The 19,285-nt window shown below is 39.4% G+C and carries 18 protein-coding genes; 8 read left to right on the forward strand and 10 right to left on the reverse strand.

Going from position 1 to position 19,285, the window contains the following annotated elements; all coding sequences use genetic code 11:
* Positions 1 to 674 precede the first annotated feature (674 nt).
* From NSTC731_RS05970 to NSTC731_RS05980, 3 genes are all read left to right on the forward strand, one after another.
* A complete protein-coding gene (locus NSTC731_RS05970) occupies positions 675 to 1,469 on the forward strand; it encodes a GNAT family N-acetyltransferase (RefSeq protein ID WP_445630002.1) in 795 nt (264 codons plus the stop codon).
* A 124-nt stretch (positions 1,470 to 1,593) separates the two neighbouring features.
* Positions 1,594 to 3,270: a glycosyltransferase family 39 protein gene (locus NSTC731_RS05975; protein WP_445630003.1), complete on the forward strand. Its 1,677-nt coding sequence runs from the start codon at positions 1,594 to 1,596 to the stop codon at positions 3,268 to 3,270.
* Positions 3,271 to 3,557: 287 nt separating this feature from the next.
* Entirely contained in the window at positions 3,558 to 5,174 is a 1,617-nt protein-coding gene (locus NSTC731_RS05980; protein ID WP_445630004.1) for a glycosyltransferase family 39 protein, read from the forward strand.
* Between the two features lie 585 nt (positions 5,175 to 5,759).
* Here NSTC731_RS05980 and NSTC731_RS05985 read toward each other — a convergent pair.
* The 4 genes from NSTC731_RS05985 to NSTC731_RS06000 form a co-directional block, all read right to left on the reverse strand.
* Positions 5,760 to 6,938 carry an ATP-binding protein gene (locus NSTC731_RS05985; RefSeq protein ID WP_445630005.1) on the reverse strand — a complete coding sequence of 393 codons (1,179 nt, stop codon included), beginning with the start codon at positions 6,936 to 6,938 and terminating at the stop codon, positions 5,760 to 5,762.
* A 157-nt stretch (positions 6,939 to 7,095) separates the two neighbouring features.
* Positions 7,096 to 7,227 carry a hypothetical protein gene (locus NSTC731_RS05990; RefSeq protein ID WP_445632028.1) on the reverse strand — a complete coding sequence of 44 codons (132 nt, stop codon included), beginning with the start codon at positions 7,225 to 7,227 and terminating at the stop codon, positions 7,096 to 7,098.
* Complete coding sequence (locus NSTC731_RS05995; RefSeq protein WP_445630006.1) at positions 7,167 to 7,412, reverse strand: hypothetical protein; 246 nt, start codon at positions 7,410 to 7,412, stop codon at positions 7,167 to 7,169. The genes NSTC731_RS05990 and NSTC731_RS05995 overlap by 61 nt, the downstream gene beginning before the upstream one ends.
* A gap of 112 nt (positions 7,413 to 7,524) precedes the next feature.
* The gene (locus NSTC731_RS06000; RefSeq protein ID WP_322713506.1) at positions 7,525 to 7,719 is read right to left on the reverse strand and encodes a hypothetical protein; all 195 of its coding nucleotides are present in this window, start codon (positions 7,717 to 7,719) and stop codon (positions 7,525 to 7,527) included.
* A 329-nt stretch (positions 7,720 to 8,048) separates the two neighbouring features.
* Here NSTC731_RS06000 and NSTC731_RS06005 point away from each other — a divergent pair, with 329 nt between their 5' ends.
* Positions 8,049 to 8,546, forward strand: a complete 498-nt coding sequence (locus tag NSTC731_RS06005; RefSeq protein WP_445630007.1) for a GNAT family N-acetyltransferase — start codon at positions 8,049 to 8,051, stop codon at positions 8,544 to 8,546.
* A 68-nt stretch (positions 8,547 to 8,614) separates the two neighbouring features.
* Here NSTC731_RS06005 and NSTC731_RS06010 read toward each other — a convergent pair whose 3' ends face one another.
* The 6 genes from NSTC731_RS06010 to NSTC731_RS06035 form a co-directional block, all read right to left on the reverse strand.
* Positions 8,615 to 9,232: a class I SAM-dependent methyltransferase gene (locus NSTC731_RS06010; protein WP_445630008.1), complete on the reverse strand. Its 618-nt coding sequence runs from the start codon at positions 9,230 to 9,232 to the stop codon at positions 8,615 to 8,617.
* 145 nt (positions 9,233 to 9,377) lie between these two features.
* Positions 9,378 to 11,846, reverse strand: coding sequence for an EAL domain-containing protein (locus NSTC731_RS06015; protein ID WP_445630009.1), 2,469 nt, complete (start codon positions 11,844 to 11,846; stop codon positions 9,378 to 9,380).
* 21 nt (positions 11,847 to 11,867) lie between these two features.
* Positions 11,868 to 12,905: a sensor histidine kinase gene (locus NSTC731_RS06020; RefSeq protein ID WP_445630010.1), complete on the reverse strand. Its 1,038-nt coding sequence runs from the start codon at positions 12,903 to 12,905 to the stop codon at positions 11,868 to 11,870.
* A gap of 75 nt (positions 12,906 to 12,980) precedes the next feature.
* Positions 12,981 to 13,409: a response regulator gene (locus NSTC731_RS06025; RefSeq protein WP_335000001.1), complete on the reverse strand. Its 429-nt coding sequence runs from the start codon at positions 13,407 to 13,409 to the stop codon at positions 12,981 to 12,983.
* Between the two features lie 15 nt (positions 13,410 to 13,424).
* Entirely contained in the window at positions 13,425 to 14,918 is a 1,494-nt protein-coding gene (locus tag NSTC731_RS06030) for a sensor histidine kinase (protein WP_445630011.1), read from the reverse strand.
* Between the two features lie 34 nt (positions 14,919 to 14,952).
* Positions 14,953 to 15,114: a hypothetical protein gene (locus NSTC731_RS06035; RefSeq protein WP_445630012.1), complete on the reverse strand. Its 162-nt coding sequence runs from the start codon at positions 15,112 to 15,114 to the stop codon at positions 14,953 to 14,955.
* A gap of 658 nt (positions 15,115 to 15,772) precedes the next feature.
* Here NSTC731_RS06035 and NSTC731_RS06040 point away from each other — a divergent pair.
* From NSTC731_RS06040 to NSTC731_RS06055, 4 genes are all read left to right on the forward strand, one after another.
* Positions 15,773 to 16,060 carry a Mo-dependent nitrogenase C-terminal domain-containing protein gene (locus tag NSTC731_RS06040; protein WP_445630013.1) on the forward strand — a complete coding sequence of 96 codons (288 nt, stop codon included), beginning with the start codon at positions 15,773 to 15,775 and terminating at the stop codon, positions 16,058 to 16,060.
* 169 nt (positions 16,061 to 16,229) lie between these two features.
* Complete coding sequence (locus NSTC731_RS06045; RefSeq protein ID WP_445630014.1) at positions 16,230 to 16,904, forward strand: response regulator transcription factor; 675 nt, start codon at positions 16,230 to 16,232, stop codon at positions 16,902 to 16,904.
* Between the two features lie 295 nt (positions 16,905 to 17,199).
* Positions 17,200 to 18,168 (forward strand): arsenosugar biosynthesis arsenite methyltransferase ArsM, encoded by a 969-nt coding sequence (arsM, locus tag NSTC731_RS06050; RefSeq protein WP_445630015.1) that lies wholly within the window; start codon positions 17,200 to 17,202, stop codon positions 18,166 to 18,168.
* A 139-nt stretch (positions 18,169 to 18,307) separates the two neighbouring features.
* The gene (locus NSTC731_RS06055) at positions 18,308 to 19,273 is read left to right on the forward strand and encodes an anion permease (protein WP_445630016.1); all 966 of its coding nucleotides are present in this window, start codon (positions 18,308 to 18,310) and stop codon (positions 19,271 to 19,273) included.
* Positions 19,274 to 19,285: the final 12 nt, after the last annotated feature.

The raw sequence follows: 19,285 nt of genomic DNA on the forward strand, positions 1-19,285 counted from the left end.
TCAGAACTAGTTTTGAAGCTGGAAATTCTAAAAATCTTTTTGATAAAGCTTGTTGCGATACTTAAACTTTTGAACACCATCGCAAGTTCTCTCGGTCGACCAATTGACATAACTCCCTCACTTAGGTTAATTATCGTCACAATATACAGCATTCAAGTTGGTGAGGTACACAAGCTCACGTCTGTTGCCCAAATATAAAACGTGTTTTACCCCTGAATTCCGAATTCTGCTGTATATCAGAGTTTGTGTCAAATGCTATGAATTACATCTATAGCGTATATCAAAAGAAAATTTTGTATCTTATTGCCAGATTTTTTAGGAATTAATGCTCATAATAAAAGCACTCTAACCTTAATCTAAGAAAGTAAAAAAGCTCTTAGACCACAATACCGTTCAGTGAAACCTAAAATCCTTGCTAGAGACGCGAAATTGAACCGAGCAACTCTTGGAGATGCTGCGCGATCGCCCCGCTATGCTAACATCTTGCTGCGCTAACGCGTCTTTATAGGTCAAAAATCAGTATAAAAAATCCTTAACTGAAGGGTATTGGTCTAAAGGATCTTTTGTCGAAAACTGTCTCAATTACACTTCGGCACATTAATGCATAATGTGACCTGTTTGTTTAGTGCCTAAATCCTAGTAGAATAATTTCGCAAATCTAAGTAGGAAGATAGATGGAAGTTTCTGGACGCAACATCAATTACCCACTGAATCCTCCTTCCCCTCTTGAAGATTTTCCCGTCCTTCAAACTGAAAAATATACCCTACGACTGGCTTCAACTGAAGAAGAATTAGAATCCATTTTTCGGTTGCGTTTTGAGGTGTTTAATCTGGAACTAGACTTAGGATTTACTGCTTCTAACTTTAACCAGATGGATATAGATAAGTTTGATGCGGTTTGCCATCATTTAATCTTAATCTCCAAACAAACGGGTAAAACGATTGGAACTTATCGGATGCAAACTTATACAATGGCTTCTCAAAAATTGGGTTTTGATGCTACCGATATATTTAATCTTAATGGAATTCCCAATTCTGTACTTCAGGTAGCAGTGGAAGTTGGGCGTGCATGTATAGCGAAAGAATATCGCAATATTCAAGCACTTTTACTGCTCTGGGAAGGGCTGGCAAATTATCTCATCTGGAGTAAAAACCAATATTTCTTTGGTTGTGCATCATTACTGACACAATGTCCTTGGCAAGCAACTTGCGCTTATAATTATTTTCAGCATAATGACTTCATGCATCCGAGTATTTTGGTTTATCCAAACCCACAATTTTGTCTAGAAATGCCTCAAAGTTGTCCAAATAAATATAATAATTTTGAAATTCCTAAAATTTTGCAGGCATACTTGAATATTGGAGCTAAAATATGCAGTGTTCCAGCTATCGATCGGCAGTTTAAAACCATTGATTTTTTAACTATATCTAATGGCAAAGACTTTGCTAGATGGCGCTATCAAATTTGATAACACTCAATCAAATTACCTAAGCTGTATCTGATGAAGAAACTCAGATATAATTCCTACCGAACGTATCTCATTTAGTCCACCTAACTGAATTATATTAGACAAATTATTGGGAAAACTACTTATGCACCATCTCAAATTGGCTCCGAGTTGGTTGCGATTTTTAATTATTTTATTATTGACAATGGGTATATTGTTTCGTTTTTCTAATCTTGATGGGAAAGTTTTTTGGCACGATGAGACTTTCACTTTATTACGGATTTCTGGTTATACGGCAAATGAAGCTAAACAACAACTTTTTAATAATCGGATCGTTAGTGGAGAAAGTTTTGCCCAGTTTCAAGGTGCAAATCCAGAAAAAAGCTTAAATGATACAATTATGTCTTTAGCAAAACAAGATTCTCAACATCCACCGTTATATTACATAATAGCCAGATTGTGGGTGGAAATCTTTGGTAATTCGGTGACGGCAATTAGAAGTTTATCAGCCTGCATTAGTTTGCTGGTTTTCCCTTGTGTTTATTGGCTATGTCGAGAATTATTTAATGTGCCATTATCGGTTCCTGGTGTTGCGATCGCACTCATGGCTATCTCTCCAATTCACCTAGTGTACGCCCAAGAAGCACAAGAATATATTCTTTGGTTAGTCACCATTTTACTATCCAGTGCGTTTCTGCTACGAGCCATACGGCTAGAAGATGAGCTAGCAGAAGAACGACAAAAACCAGATTTATTCGCTATCTGGAGCCTTTATGCAGTCACCTTAGCCATTAGTCTTTATACATTTATTTTGAGTGCATTTGTAGCAGTTGCTCACGGAATTTATGTGATGATAATTGCTAAATTTAAGTTTACTGAAACTGTGAGAACTTATTTGCTAGCATCACTAGTTGGTTTTTTAGCTTTCATGCCTTGGATAACAATTGTAATTGGTGATTTTTTTCAATTTTTAATTTCAGCAGACAAAACAACACAGTCCGATATAATACCTATATTTCCATTTTTATCAATGCAGTTAAGCCGGATTTTTTTTGATATAGACCTTAGTTCAGAAAATCCTTTAAGCAAATTAATTGCACTAACCCTTTTAATTTTGGTAGGATATTCTATTTATTTTATTTGCCGAGCAACTAACTATAAAGTCTGGTCTTTTATCATCACATTAATTGTAGTACCAGCATTACCCATAATACTGCCAGATTTAATTACTGGGAGTATACGATCGTCTACCGAAGCATATTTAATCCCATCTTATTTAGGAATCCAGTTAGCTGTTGCTTACCTACTAGCTACGCAACTATATAATGGCAGGCGATCGCGTCGGAGCTTTTGGCACATAATCATGGCATTAGTGATTATTTGTGGTTTGATTTCTTCTAAGGTGAGTTTCCAGGCAGAAACTTGGTGGAATAAGGGTATGAATTATGGCAATCCTCAAGTTGCCCAAATCATTAATCAGAGTAATCGTCCACTTTTGATTAGTGATGCTTTGGGTAATAATTATGGTGATGTCTTTTCTTTAAGCTATCTTTTAGAACCAAAAGTGCGATTTCTGTTAGTGAACAATCAAAAAATTCCTAAAATTCCTGATGGGTTTACTGATGTGTTTTTACTTAATCCTTCAAAGGCTTGGGGTAAAATCATAGAAAAAAAATATAAATTCAAAACAGATATTGTTTATAGCGATAACTATTATTCAATTTGGAAATTTGCTAAGACTCGTAATTTGCGCCGACGTAATATCTCACCTAATAATCAATTACCTGCCGAGCTATCAACTAAGCCAACAATTCTTCCATAGCTCCAACTCTTGAAAAGTTCTTTGTTGCCCAAATAAGCCTGCTTGGAGTACATAAACCCACTTCTCCCACTTCACTAAAAAAAAGTTTTTGTAGCTAAATATACAATTATTATCATGTACAAAAAACTACTGAGTTTAATTACTACCTCCGCTACTTGACTAACTGACTATTTATAATTGCAACCCACCACTATTTGGTTAGATATTTTTAATAACTAGTTTGGAGAGTTATAAAGTTGTTTCGTTAAAGTAGATAATTGTTGTACAAGTTATTGTGAAATTTAGTTATGCGGCTCCAACTTGCTCCCAATAGGTTGCGGTTTCTCATTGTAGTTTTGTTAATGGTGGGTATATTTTTTCGTTTTTTTAACCTCGATCGCAAAGTTTACTGGCACGATGAGACTTTTACTTCATTGCGAATTTCTGGTTATACGTCAAATGAAGCCAAGCAGCAAATATTTAATGGTCGCATAATTAATAAGGAAAGTTTTGCCAAATTCCAAAATCCCAATATGGAGAAAGGCTTACGTGACACAATTATATCTTTGGAAGTAGACGATCCACAGCATCCACCACTGTATTATATACTCGCTCGGCTTTGGGTGGGAATCTTTGGCAATTCGGTAACGGTAATTAGAAGTTTATCTGCCTTTATCAGTTTGCTGATTTTTCCGAGTATTTATTGGCTGTGTAGAGAATTATTTAAATCATCGGTATGGGTATCGGAGGTTGCGATCGCACTCATGGCAATCTCCCCTATTCACTTAGTATATGCCCAAGAAGCACGAGAATATATTCTCTGGATAGTGACTGTATTACTATGCAGCGCTTCATTACTACGAGCATTACGATTGGAATCACAAGGTGGAGTACTACGTATACTAAATTGGGGAATGTATGCAATCACCTTGGTGCTTAGTCTCTATACATTTTTATTCAGTGGATTTGTTATAGTCGCTCATGGGATTTATGTAATTGCCACTGCAAAATTTAGGTTTACTAGAACAGTAAAAGCTTATCTATTAGCATCTTTAGCAGGGTTTTTAGCTTTTACACCTTGGATACAGGTTGTGATAGTTAACTTGTTGCAATTAAAAAGTTCAACAGCTTGGACAAAAAGACATTTACCCTTAGATGATTTAATTAAATCTTGGCTTTTACAGTTAAATCGGATTTTTATTGATTTAGACTTAGGCTTTGAAAATCCGTTTACCTATGTAATTACGCCATTTTTTTTAGTTCTTTTTGGATATTCTATTTATTTTATTTGTCGAAAAACTAACTATAAAATTTGGTTGTTTATTATCACGCTAATTATGGTTCCTGCATTACCTTTAATGCTACCAGACTTACTTTTTGGGGGTATACGCTCACTTGCCGAACGTTATTTATTGATTTCTTATTTAGGAATTCAATTGTCTGTTACTTACCTACTCGCTACGCAGCTACATAATAAGAGTTTAGTACGCCGGCGAATCTGGCAAATAATCATGGGACTAGTGATTATTGGTGGACTAGTTTCTTATGGAGTGAGTTCTCAGGCTGATACTTGGTGGAGTAAGGTTATTAGCTCTGGTAATCCACAAGTTGCAAAAATTATTAATCAGACTAATCATCCACTTTTGATTAGTAATGATTCTGGTATTAATTATGGTAATGTCTTTTCTCTCAGTTATCTTTTACAACCAAAAGTGCAGTACCAATTAGTAAAAGGCCGCTCTATCCCCAATATTCCTGATGGTTTTACTGATATTTTTTTACTAAATCCTTCAGATACCTGGCGTCAGCAAATAGAAACAAATTATAATTATAAAACTTTTGTAGTGTACGGTGACAAAAATTATTTGGTCTGGAAAATAGAAAATCCACGTAGCGATGTATTTTTTGAAAAAATTAGGACTTAAGCAAAACTAGACGCTGTAGTTATGGGCAATTCATATAAATGAATTCGCGTCAGATAAAGAAGGAACTTAATTGTGTTTCAACTATTATTTGCATAACTTTATCTTCCAAAATATTTCCATATATTTTTGATGGCAAATACGCCAACGCAGGTTGCAAATTTTAGCAGGTAATAAAACTTGTCCAACACCAAATTCCCAAGCACCAAAATAAGCAGAGGAGCAGAGGGGCAGGGGGCAGGGGAGCAGGAGAGCAGGGCTTTCTGGGGCAGGTTTTTTTGATTAGACAAATTTTTGGGATTTTAAAACCAAAACCATTGTCTGAGAACTTAAAACTACGTTCAATAATTGAGAACATTCTCAACTATTTATCGAAAGCCTAAAAGCCTGCCCTTGAAAGGGAGAGCAGGGGGAGATCAGGGAGATCGGGGGACAAGAGGGACAAGGGGGACAAGGGGGACAAGGAGACAAGGGGAATTATTGAACAAATTTCTCCCAAGTCTCCCCCCTCCTCCTTGTCTCCCTTGTCTCTTCTTCATACCCAATCCCCAATACCCAATGCCCAACTATGATAATTTACTTGCCTAATTATTGTAGTGGCAGAGTGACAATTACTGTTGTGCCGACACCCTGCTCACTTTCTAATTGAATATGACCACCATGTAACTCCACACATTTTTTAACTATAGTGAGTCCCAGTCCTGTTCCTTGAATTACACCCACATTGCTGGCGCGATAGAAGGTTTGAAATAGATGAGTTTGATCTTTGAGAGGAATCCCCATTCCCCGATCTTTGATTTGGAAAATTGCGAGGCGATCTTTGCAAATCAAATCAAACCAAATAGTGTCACTTTCAGGAGAATATTTAATGGCATTGGAAATTAAATTAGTTAAGATACAATTTAGTAGGTCTTCATCAATTTGGGCTTGGGTTGATTCACCTTGACAAGTAAAGATAATGCTGTGCTTACTACCTGCATTGAGTTGAAGAATATCTGTGAGTTCGCTACAGAAATTTTCTAAATTTAAAAGTGTAGGTTTGTATTCGAGTTTAGCTGCTTCCGTTTTACTCAAGAACAATATCTCATCTAAGAGATTAATCATCTGGTTGATAGCATTTTGTATTCGATCGAAATATTTAATTCTCCGGATATCAGTTAGTTTATTGCTGTTGTATTCCAGGATATCTACAGCCGTCCGAATCGTAGTCATAGGGGTGCGGAACTCGTGAGAAACCATTGCTACAAAGTTTGACTTTAACTCGTTAAGTTCCTGTTCTTTTGCCAGTGCTTGACGGGTGCGTTCTTCACTCTCGCGTAGTTGGTTGAGAATTTCGCTTCTTTCAATGGCATAGCGAATGGCACGCACTAACCATTGGATAGTGATTTTATCTTTAACTAGATAGTCTTGCGCTCCTTCTGCTAATGCTTGCAGTGCTAAATCTTCATCATCAACACCTGTTAATATTACAACTGGGATATCAGGTACTGCTGCCCTAAATTCTTTCAACGTGTCCAGTCCAATAGAGTCTGGAAGGCTGAGGTCTAACAAAACTAGGTCGAATCTGCGTTGCTTTCGACTCTCTATCTGAGAATTATCAAGGTTAGACGTAGAATTTTCCCTGCTAGCTTCTATCGCCTCAGATAACCGTTCAACATGTAACATCTGCCATTGTTCTTGATCTGAATTTAAAAATATCCGGCGTAGGAGATAAGCATCACTTGCACTATCTTCTACTAATAGAATGTGAATTGTGAGCTTTTCCATAGTACAGGGTTATATCAATTTGTTAGATAATCACCTGATTTCCTATTTTGTAGATAGGGCTAGAATTCATTCGCTTATTAGAGGGTTAATAAGCGGTTATTAAATATATATTTAAAGATACCTTAATTTGCGTTGAAGGTAAAATAAAATACTGTTCCTACGTCCGGCCTAGTTTCGACTCAGCCCAGATGCGATCGCCATATCGCTCAACGATTTTTTTGTAGATAGCTAGACTAATGCCAGTACCAGAAACTCGACGAGTATGAAGACGGCGGAAAACCTCAAAGATTTGCTCAAGATATTGAGACCATTATCCTGAGCGATCGCTATATGTAAATTACTAAGAGCTAGACTGGGAGCAGTATTACAGTCAACGAGAACAAATTGATGATTGCGAGTACCCACACGAGAATAAACATAGCTGCGGTAAGCTACGCTAACGCCCCAACGTAGAGACAATGCAATTTTTGACATAAAAACAAGTGGAGATGTAGTGTAACACCACATTTCCACTCTAAATTTAGTGTATTAGGGTTACAACAAAAGACCCCACGAGCTGATTAAAACTTGAGAAAGTTCAAATTAATTAACGTGACTCAGTTCCTTGATTGGGGCTACCTGCTACACCATCGTTTTCTGGAGCTTCTGGAGTAGCAGTGGATTTAGCATCACTGCCTTGCGCATCACCAGTTTTGCGGATACTTTCGTCAGTAGGGGTTTCGCCGTCAGCAGAAGCAGTAGACGCAGGTTGTTCATTATTAGATTTTTGTTGTTCAGCCATGATTACATCCCTAATTATTTATCGTTGAGATGATCTTAAAAAATTAGGAGTATGAATGCATCTATCCAGATATAGTTATGGCTGATTTCTACCTCTATCGGAAGTATTGCTTAGTATTACTCATGTATGCTGAAAAAATCCAGAAATGTAGAGTTATTTAACCTTACAACCCTTCCTATCGCTAAGGGAAAACCTGGAACGGGTTTTATGTCTAAGATGCTTTTAAAATTGCTTTATTGATAGTTGCCAGGAAATAGCAAGCGATCTGAGTCTGGCTAGGCGAATAATATGGTTTGATGATGGTGATACAAACTATCAAAGTCTAATTAATGAACCAGAACAATCTATCGTTACCATCTGGATGTATCCTTCGCAAGGCAACCTCTGGGGATCAGTGGTCGATTCGATTGCTGGTATTTTCAGCGAAACTCGATCCAACCCAATTAAATTGGCAGCAATTTTGGGTAATTGAATACAATCAGAATCTGATAGCTTGTGGACAGCTACGTAATTTCTCAGGGGCACAAGAACTTGGTAGCTTGGTCGTTGCATCAGCTTGGAGAGGTCGCGGTTTGGGTAGTTTGCTAACGCAGCATTTGATTAATACAGCAACGCAACCACTTTATCTGGAATGCTTAGGTCAACGGCTGGTGCAGTTTTACAGTCACTTTGACTTTGTGCCAATATCTTTTGAAGATTTGCCACAATTTCCCAAGACAATAGGCTTATCTACGCTTAAAGAGAAATTTAGATTCTCGCAGTTAGCTAAAAGGCTGCTCAAAGTTCCTGTGGTATTTATGGAATATCGAGGTCAGGCTAATTCGTAATTCGTAATTTCAGATATGCAGAACAAGGCTTGATACAAGATGTTTCCAACTTTTTATTGCCTCCATTTTCAAATCGGAGGTTTAGCAAAAATTGTTAGTAAGACAGGCCCTAGTAAATAATGGTGATTCAAACACAATAGCCCAGCAGAGGAGCCAAGAAGTTGACGTTGATTAGGGCTGTAGAGTCTAATTCCACGGGGAGAGACTGGCAATAATTGAGGTTCTGTCTCTTTTTTGGAAGTCATGTCAACTAAATAAAAGCGTCCACCCGGAGAAAGTACCCGTGCTATCTCACTAACCACCTGTTTTGGTTCCAAATAGTGCAAGAAGCTGATAGTATTGAAAACGGCATCAAATTGACCATCAGCAAAGGGAAGAGACTCAGCTTTGCCCTCAATATAAATTAAGCGTGGACGGTGGCGGTTGTTCTGTCTTGCTACCCGCAACATATTAGCAGACAAATCCAATCCGGTAGCTTGGAGATTGGGAAACTGAGTAGCAAGGCGCTCAAGCAAGCGTCCAGTACCACAGCCGATATCAAGTACATTTGCTGGCTCTGGTAAATCGACGTACTCCAGCAACCGTTGGTGAATGGCTCGATAAAACACTGAAGGAAAGAACCAATCGTAACTTGATGCCCATAGGTCAAAAAATAGCTTTTTGTTTTTGAAAAAGTCATCAGTCATTAGTTTTCGCAGCTTTCTTAAAGCTTGATGCTTTTTGAGGGTAAGTTTAGCTGCGCCTCCAAGAATTTGGTTAACAACACAAATTAACTATAGCGGTTCTGAATTAGTTGTAATATGTTGCTCTTGTCAGGTTATTTAAACTAACCTAACTAGGTTCAATGCCAGATAAAATCAATGTTTCTACCGACTTGTTATCGAGGGGTTGGGAGAAAAAATATCCCTGTGCATATTTGCATTTCATCACTTGAAGTTGCGCCAGTTGTTCTAGTGTTTCTACGCCCTCTGCGATTACATCTATATTTAGACTCTGTGCTAGAGCGACGATCGCTTGAACAATCTCTAAGTTTTCTCCATTAGCACCAATCTTAGCAATAAAGGAACGATCGATCTTCAAGGCATTACTGGGAAAGCGATGCAGATAACTCAAGGATGAATAGCCGATGCCAAAATCATCTAAGTGTAATTGAATATTCATCTGTTGCAGTTGCGATAGCATAAAAGTTGCTAATTGCATATTCTCCATAAGTACGCTTTCAGTAATCTCCAGCTTTAAACTGCCAACTTCTAAACCAGTCTCTTGGATAATTTGGTTAATTTGCTCAATCAGCCCAGGTTGGGAAAACTGCTTAGTAGAAAGATTTACACTAATCGTTAAAGGTGGGTCAGTAGGAAATTGTACTTGCCAAGCCCGCATCTGCCGACAAGCCTCGCCTAGTACCCAATAACCAATAGGGATAATCAACCCAGTTTCTTCTGCCAGGGGAATAAAGCTGTCTGGAGATATTAATCCGTGTTGCGGGTGCTGCCAACGAACCAGAGCCTCGAAGCCAATAATTTTGTAAGTTTCTAATAAAACAATTGGCTGGTAGTAAACTTGAAACTCCTGGCGTTCAACTGCCCGTCGTAGATCCATCTCTAACTCTAATAGCTGGGTTACTTGGGCGTACATGGTTGAGTCAAATATTTCATGGCGTGCTTTACCCAATGCTTTAGCGCGATACATTGCAATGTCAGCATCGCGCAAGAGTTCCTCCGGTCGGTTATAACTACCCTTGCTCAGGGCGATGCCAATACTAACGGTGGTGAATACCTCGTACCCACTGAGTTGGAACGCAAATGTCAGAGCTTCGTGTATCCGCTCCACTACGGTGATTACGTCATTGGCATTTTGGAGATCGTCAAGCAAAATTGTAAACTCATCTCCCCCTAGACGGGCAACTGTGTCTCCAGTACGCAGGCAATTTTCCAATCTCCGAGCAAGGGCAGTTAGTAGTCGATCGCCAATCATGTGACCGAGACTGTCGTTGACAACTTTGAAGCGATCTAGGTCTAGAAACAGAACAGCGAATGTATAGTTCGCGCGTCGTTTTACCTGCATGAGCGCACGTTCTAGCCGTTCCATAAATAAGGCACGGTTTGGCAGGCCGGTTAAGACATCGTGAAAGGCATCATGAATTAATTGTGCCTCCGCAAGTTTGAGAGCGGTAATGTTGCGAGAAATACTTAAAACAAAATATACTGAACCATCACTAGTTAATTCAGGCACAAGGCGGGTATGGTAATGTTTTGTTTGCTGGCCGATCGCTAAACTGCATTCAAACTCCGTTTCTTCTTTGGTTTGAAAAACTCGCCGAAGCTTGCGATCGCATATCCAGCAAAATTCTTCTGGTAGACTTAACTCTGCATTTGTTTTGCCGATAAATGTCTCGGCTGATATTCCTGTAACTTTTTCAATAGCTGGATTAACGTAAACGTAGCGCAATTGAGGGTTAAATCTGGAAATAATATCAGGTGCATTTTCAACTAGTGCTTTGAATTCTTGCTGGCGACGCGCTAGTGCCTCTAGAATTTGGTTGCGTTCGGTGATATCCTGAAAGACCAAAACTGCACCTGTGATATTACCGTTGTCATCTTTAATCGGTGCAATACTATCATCAATTGGTATTTCTGTACCGTTTTTAGCAATAAGTATCGTCTGTTCTGGTAGACCGACAGTAACGCCCGACTGAAGGACTTGCTCTACAGGATTTTCAATTATTATACGAGTTTTTTCATGAGCAATATTAAATACTTCTGTTGCTTCTTTCCCAAATGCATCTGCGTAATTCCAACCCGTCAGTACCTCCGCAATTGGATTCATAAAATTCACAGTTCCAGATTCGTCGCTAGTAATCACAGCATCTCCAATACTTTTAAGTACAGTAGTCAGCCATTGTTCATTCTGTTTTAATTTTTTTTCCGTCCGATGTTTAGAAAGAGTAATTTCAATCGTGAACTTTAATTCTTTTTCTTTGAAGGGCTTGAGAATGTAGCCAAACGGCTCTGTTACCTTTGCTCGATTCAATGTTGATTCATCTGCATTAGCAGTCAGATATATGATTGGAATATTAAAAAGATTATGAATTATCTGAGCAGCCTCCACACCATCCATTTTTCCTTTGAGGTGAATATCCATTAGAACTAAATCAAGAGAATCATTTGCTGCTTTCCTAATTGCTTCTTCTCCCGAATCGGCAAGCGCCATAACACTGTATCCAAATTTCCTCAGCCGACTTTGTATATCCATTGCCACGATGATTTCATCTTCAACAACTAATATATTTACTGGGTTCATGATTTTATTTAACTTCTAAATTTAGAAAATTTTATTCGTAAATATAATTTTATACTCTATTCCCTTGTTGTTGGTAAAATCGATATTGCCTTGTAACTGATGTATTAGACCTTTGACTAATCGTAAACCTAATGATTCTGTAGCTTGAAAGTCAAAATCTTGGGCAAAACCAACACCATTATCACCTATAGTAAGTGTAAACAAATTTCCTTCTGTGGAGCAAAAGTCAATATAAATTTCTCCTGGTTCTCTTTGGGGAAAGGCATATTTTAGGGAATTTGAAATAAGTTCGTTGATAATCAAACCGCAAGGAATAGCTGCATCAATGGCTAGAAAAACCTCCTCAACATTCATTTTCAAGGTAATATCGCTGGAATTAACGTTGTATGAATAAAATAAATTAGTTACTAAATCTTGGATATAGTCGGCAAAATTAATCCTTGCCAAGTCTTGAGATTGATATAGTTTCTCGTGGATCAGAGCCATTGATTCAATCCGGTTCTGGCTATCTTTGAATACCTCAAGAGCTTGATTGTCCTTGAGATACTCTGCTTGCAGGTTGAGCAGACTAGAAATAATCTGCAAATTATTTTTTACCCGGTGATGAATTTCTTTCAATAGCACTTCTTTTTCTTGAAGCGATGCTTTAATCTGCTCCTCTGCTTGTTTACGCTCCCGCCTTACCAGTGCCTCACGCAACTCGCGGGTAACAGCAGGGGTAAGCCGTGCTAGATTGCCTTTGATGATGTAGTCATGGGCACCAGCTTTCATAGCGGCTACTGCCGTATCTTCACCAATCGTGCCTGAGACGATAATAAATGGCAAGTCAAGTCCACTTTCCTTAACCTGCTTCAGTGCAGCCGGGGCGCTAAAGGTGGGCATGGAATAATCGCAGATCGCGATATCCCATGTTTGCTCTGCGATCGCAGCTTTCATAGCTGTGGGTGTATCAATTCGTTCAGAGGTTACTTCATAGCCTCCACGTTGCAGTTCGCGCAGTATCAACAAAGCGTCGTCTTCTGAATCCTCAACAAGTAATACACGCAGTGGTATACCCATGTAATTCGTAATTCGTAATTCGTAATTGAGAAAGTCAGCTTTGCATCTATAACCTGATTTTGGAGGATTGGTAAGCTATATTCTTGGTGGTGATTCATTTAAGACAAACCAGTACAATCCTAGTTGTCGCACTGCTTCACTGAATTGGGAAAAGTCTACTGGTTTGCGAACATAGCTGTTGGCTCCCAAGCTGTAACCATTGATTAAGTCTTGCTCCTCTTTGGAGGAGGTGAGAATGACGACGGGAAGAATTTTTGTCCTGTCATCGGTTCGTAGGTGTCGCAAAACTTCTAGACCATCCATTTTAGGCAACTTCAAATCTAGAAGGATGAGATTCGGCATAACGCTCATGTCGCGATCGGCGTATACACCTTTACCAAAGAGATAATCTAGGGCTTCTACCCCATCGCGTGCTACTACTACCTCGTTCAGAATATTGTTTTTCTTAAGTGCGCGTAGAGTGAGCGCTTCATCGTCAGGATTGTCTTCTACAAGTAAAATCATGTTCTATTCCTCTAGTTAAAGGGTGAAGTAAAATGTTGCACCTTGCTCCACTACGCTTTCTGCCCAGACACGGCCACCATGACGGTGAACAATGCGCTGTACAGTAGCTAGTCCGATGCCAGTACCTTCAAACTCAGTCATAGCGTGTAGGCGCTGAAAAGCACCAAAGAGTTTGTCAACATAAGCCATATCAAAGCCTGTGCCATCATCACGGACAAAATATACATGGCTGTCATTTTGCTGTAAAAGCCCAAATTCTATCCGTGCTTTTTGATGTTTACCTGTAAACTTCCAGGCATTACCCAGTAGGTTTTCTAGCACGATCCGTAACAGATGAGCATCACCATTAGCAACCAATCCCGACGTAATGATAAACTCTACTTGGCGTTCTGGTTGGGTTTTGTGCAACTCTGTAGCGATCGCTTCTACTAGTGCGCTCAGATCGACCTTTTCGTAACGCATCTCACTACGCGTTAATCGTGACAGATTTAGTAAATCGTCAATCAGTTGTGCCATTCGCTGGGTGGCTGCACGCACTCGCTGGAGGTAGTTTTGACCTAGTGCGTCCAGCTTGTCAGCATAATCTTCTAGGAGTGCTTGACTAAAGCCGTCGATACTCCGCAAGGGGGCGCGCAGGTCGTGAGATACAGAATAACTAAATGCTTCCATCTCTTTGTTAGTGGCTTCGAGTTGTGCTGTGCGTTCTGCAACTCGCCCCTCAAGCTGGACGTTTAGACGCAGAATCTCTGACTCCGCTTTTTTGCGCTCATTAATTTCAGTTTGCAATTCTTCGTTAGTGTTTCTCAGTTCGGCAGTCCGTTTGTTAACCTCTATTTCTAATTCATCACGAGCCTTTTGCAGAGAATTTTCCATTCGCTCGCGTTTGACAAGTTCCTGATTGGTGATTGTGGCTGCGAAACCGACGATCGCAGAAGCGATAATGCTACCAAAAATAGTCAGCAAAGTTGTTTGATGAGCGCTGGCGTTCGCTTTCATCGATCGCTGTTTCAACAACTCATTTTCTTCGTTCTCCATAGCTGTGGTCAGCATTCGGATGTCTTCCATAATCTGCTGACCCCGATCTGTCTGAACTATTTGCAACGCGGACTCTAAGTTTTTGCTCCTAGCGTTAATCGTCTGTTCAATCAAAACCAGTTTTTTAGTTATCAGAGGTTCAAGGCGATCGAGCCGCCGCTGTTGATTCGGGTTATCCGCAGTCAATTGGCGTAGAATTTTAAGTTTCTGAGCAATCTCGCCAGTTGCAGTGCGATAGGGTTCCAGATACCGTTCTTTGCCTGTGAGAAGATAGCCTCGTTGTCCAGTCTCTGCATCTTTGATCTGTGACATGACTTCTTTTGTCTTTTCAAGCACTTCGCGTGTATGTGTTACCCATTGAGCGTTTTCTTTATACTGAAGCAAACTAAGGTATGAGATGATGCCAACACCAGTCATAATTGCGACTGCTATTACAAAACTGCCTGTATTCTTTTTGTAAATAGCCCATTCCATTTTTTACCTTCCTAGTTGAAAAAGTAGCTGCTGGCTAAATTGGTAAAAACGGTGAGCCAGTGCTGTAGAACGGTAACAGTTGCTCTCTACTGGCTATCTTCTTTTCTTTAGGAGAGGCTGCGTTAGTGTCGTTAGGATCGTCACGCGTTCCCGTCTCTGAAACAGAAGGGTGACTAGCAGCCCAACTACTCGTCATAGTTTTAGTAACTGATACCAAGTTTCTTAACTTTGAGAGCGAATTAGCCCTAATAAAGGATATCTATAATTAGTTAATGATTGTGACCGTATATTTTCTGAGACATGAGAAAGCAAATAATAAATTTTGTTAAATGATTCAGTATATTTCCGCAGCCATATTCACGATATTTTCGCTTGCATAAATTATATCAATGTGCTAAGTCACATCAGCAATTGCACTTAAAAATCTTTACTTATATTAGCTTGATATTAAATTGATTGGCAAATACGTAGACTAAATAGAAACATAAATTACTATCAGTAACCTGAAAAATTCTGCATCGTCCAGGGATTGAGGCGAAATGTTTGTCAAATAGTGCCAATTTGCCCAAAAGCGTTGTCCTGTAACCTTTTTGCCCTGAAAATCGAGCTTCTTTACGAGAGAAAGGTTAGGAGGTTAGGTTTTGGATAGATTTTTCAATATGAAGTGAAAAGTCAGGACAAATTATCGGGAACTGTAGTACTTGAATGTGTAGTTAACACTACAATTTCTACCTCTGTAGAGAACCAAAGAAAAAGTAATAAGTGCATAAAACTATAAAACCGATCTGTATCTATTTATAGAGGTTCAAATACAAAAAACTCAATCTAGTTTGAAATTATCAAGGTGAAAAATTATGACAAGCTTTATTCAAGTTCGCTCACACAATGACCTACTGCACCCAGTCCGCGAGTGGTTGGAAACGATAGAAATTCATAACTCCAAATTGGCTCATTTTCTATGCAAAGCTATTCCTGCTCAATGTCCCTTTGAGCGAGACATCATGCTGCTTGGCCGGAAGCTATTTCATATTCCACCTATGTGTAAATTAAATCCTCTATACGAGGAAGTGGTTGGTTTGCGTTTTAGAGCGCTCTGTTATCTCGCCGATGAATGTGGTGAAGATATCACAGCTTATTGCTGATCGCCAGTTGGATTGTTCTTCGATCGAGCAGCGATCGGTAATTGCAGATTTACGGTTGTTACTTACTTAGGTTTATACTAAGCTAACGTACACCTAATTAGATGTTTGGCTATTAAGTAGCTGGCACTATTGTTGCTTCCCGTATCCTGCTGAAATTATTAAGATCATCATGACGCACATCTTACTGATTGAAGATGAGGTCAAACTGGCACGATTTATCGAATTGGAATTGAATTATGAAGGCTATCAAGTCAGTATTGCCTACGATGGATTAACTGCACTCACCGCAGCCAGGGAGTTGCATCTGGATTTAGTAATCTTAGACTGGATGTTGCCTGGTTTGTCGGGGTGGGAAATTTGCAGCCGCCTGCGGAGTATCGCCCAGAAAGTGCCGATAATTTTATTAACCATTAAAGATGAAGTAAGCGATCGCATTGCAGGTTTAGACGCTGGTGCTGATGATTACCTGGTTAAACCCTTCAGCGTTGATGAATTATTAGCCAGAGTCAGCGTTCGCCTACGAAGAAGCAATCAAGTAGAGTACGCAGATGTTTTAGAATTTGAAGACCTAAGTTTAAATCGTCGCACGCGGCAAGTGTACCGAGATCGGCGGTTAATTGAGTTAACTGCGAAGGAATTTGATTTACTAGAATATTTGTTGGCCCATCCGCGACAGATAATTAGCTGCGATCGCATTTTAGAGGAAGTCTGGGGTTATGACTTCATGGGCGATGCCAACATCATTGAACCCTACATTAACTACCTGCGTCTGAAACTTGAAGCCAATAACGAAAAATGTCTCATTCAAACTGTGATTGGTGTTGGCTACACATTACATGATTGAATTGGGGATTGGGTATTAGACCTCTTGGCAAAAGTGCTTTTTGCACTCTTGGGGAAAAGGGTAAAGGGGAAGGGGACTTTTGCAGAACCTTTTACCCTTCCCCCTTCCCCACAAATGCCAAGAAGTCTAATAATTCTTCCTTATTCCCTCAGTGCCTATTGCCCAAAAGCAAAAGATTTTACCATAGCAAACTTTGGCGTTTTTGGCAATCTCTACAAAAACTCATCCAACTTAGAGTTAATTATATTAGGATGCACAAAGCTATCATCATCCAAAATCCAAAACTCAAAGTGGCATGACCTATCTAGAAACAGCAGCGCAATTCTACCGCGAAGTTGCCCAAACCCCGCAAGTTGGACTTTGTTGTGTACAAAGTACGCCCCTGCAACTACCAGGATTGAAAATTCCTTTGCCAATGCAGGAAATGAATTATGGTTGTGGCACCACTGTTCACCCCACCGAATTAGGAAACCAACCTACTGTGTTGTATGTCGGTGTTGGTGGCGGCTTAGAAGCGTTGCAATTCGCTTATTTTTCCCGTTATGCAAGTGCTGTAATTGCCGTTGAACCGATTGAGGCCATGCAAGAAGCAGCTGCACGTAATTTGGAAATTGCTGCTCAAGAAAACCCCTGGTTTAACACCAGCTTTGTCGAAATCCGCGAAGGTGATGCTTTCAACTTACCTGTTGCTGATGGTAGCGTCGATATCGTGGCACAAAATTGTCTTTTCAACATCTTTGAACCAGAAGATTTAACTCGTGCTTTAAAAGAAGCATATCGGGTGTTAAAACCAGGTGGACGCTTGCAGATGAGCGATCCAATTGCGACTCGTCCCATTCCAACACATCTTCAAGATGATGAGCGGCTAAGAGCCATGTGTTTATCAGGCGCACTCACATATCAAGAGTATACTGAAAAGATTATAAATGCTGGTTTTGGTCAAGTTGAAATTCGTGCCCGTCGTCCTTATCGCCTACTAGATTCCCAGACTTATAATTTAGAAGAAAACCTACTTTTAGAAAGTCTGGATTCAGTCTCATTTAAAGTTGTCATTCCAGAAGATGGTGCTTGCATTTTCACTGGAAAAACAGCAATTTATGCTGGTTCTGAACCCTTCTTTGACGATTTGGCAGGTCATATACTTCAGCTAGGTATTCCGACTGCGGTGTGTGATAAAACGGCTGCTAAACTTGCTGCTAGTAACCCAACAGAAATAATTGTTACCAATTCAACTTGGCATTATAACGGTGGTGGCTGCTGTTAATTTATTCAGAAAGAATTCAGGTGTTGGAATTCAGAATGGTTCGGTGCAACTGGATGATGAATGCACAATTTAAATATTTCACTAATTACATTCTGAATTCTAGATTCTGAACTATGACTTCTTTTTTATAAACTCAAAAATGTTGTTAATAAATCTATTTTTAGCCACGCTTTTTTTAGCATATTCAAATGGAGCGAATGATAATTTTAAAGGTGTAGCAACGCTGTTTGGTAGCCGAACTAGCAGCTATCAAACAGCAGTTTTATGGGCAACTTTCACAACTTTTGCTGGTGCAATAACTGGGATTTTTTTAGCAGGAGCATTAATTAAAAACTTCTCTGGAAAAGGACTATTACCTGATGCGATCGCTAATTCTCCAGAGTTTCATCTTGCAATCACGATCGCCACTGGATTGACTGTAATCATTGCTAGCCTGATGGGGTTTCCCATTTCCACAACTCATAGTTTAACAGGTGCGCTGGTTGGCGCTGGATTAGTTGCGATCGGACTACAAGTTAATTTTGCAGCTTTAGGAACTTCCTTTATTTTGCCTTTATTACTCAGTCCAATCATTGCTATTCCCTTGTCCGCAGGAATTTACAGCTTATCTGGCTATATTAATTCCAAATGGCATCTACCAGTCAACCAAAAAATGATTGATGCTTGTCATTTTTTCAGCGCGGGAATTGTCAGTTTTGCTAGAGGATTCAATGATACTCCTAAAATTGTTTCACTCATCCTAATTATTGAGTATTTCTCGATTCAGGGAGGAGCGATTTTGATAGCGATCGCAATGGCACTTGGCGGTTTACTCAACTCCCAAAAAGTTGCAATAACTATGAGTGAAAAGATTACTTCAATGAATCATACTCAAGGCTTATCAGCAAATATAGTAACTGGAGTTCTCGTCATTGCAGCTACTCGGTTTGGGCTTCCAGTTTCTACGACTCACGTTTCAGTTAGTTCTATTTTTGGTGTTGGATTAATTAACAAAAAATCTAAATCTAATACTCGTGTTTTTTATCAGATTCTACTATCATGGGTTTTAACTTTACCAACTGCTGCAATTATTAGTGCGATCGCCTACAGATTACTGCAAGGTTAGAAAAATTGAATA

The organism is Nostoc sp. DSM 114167 (assembly GCF_052692655.1).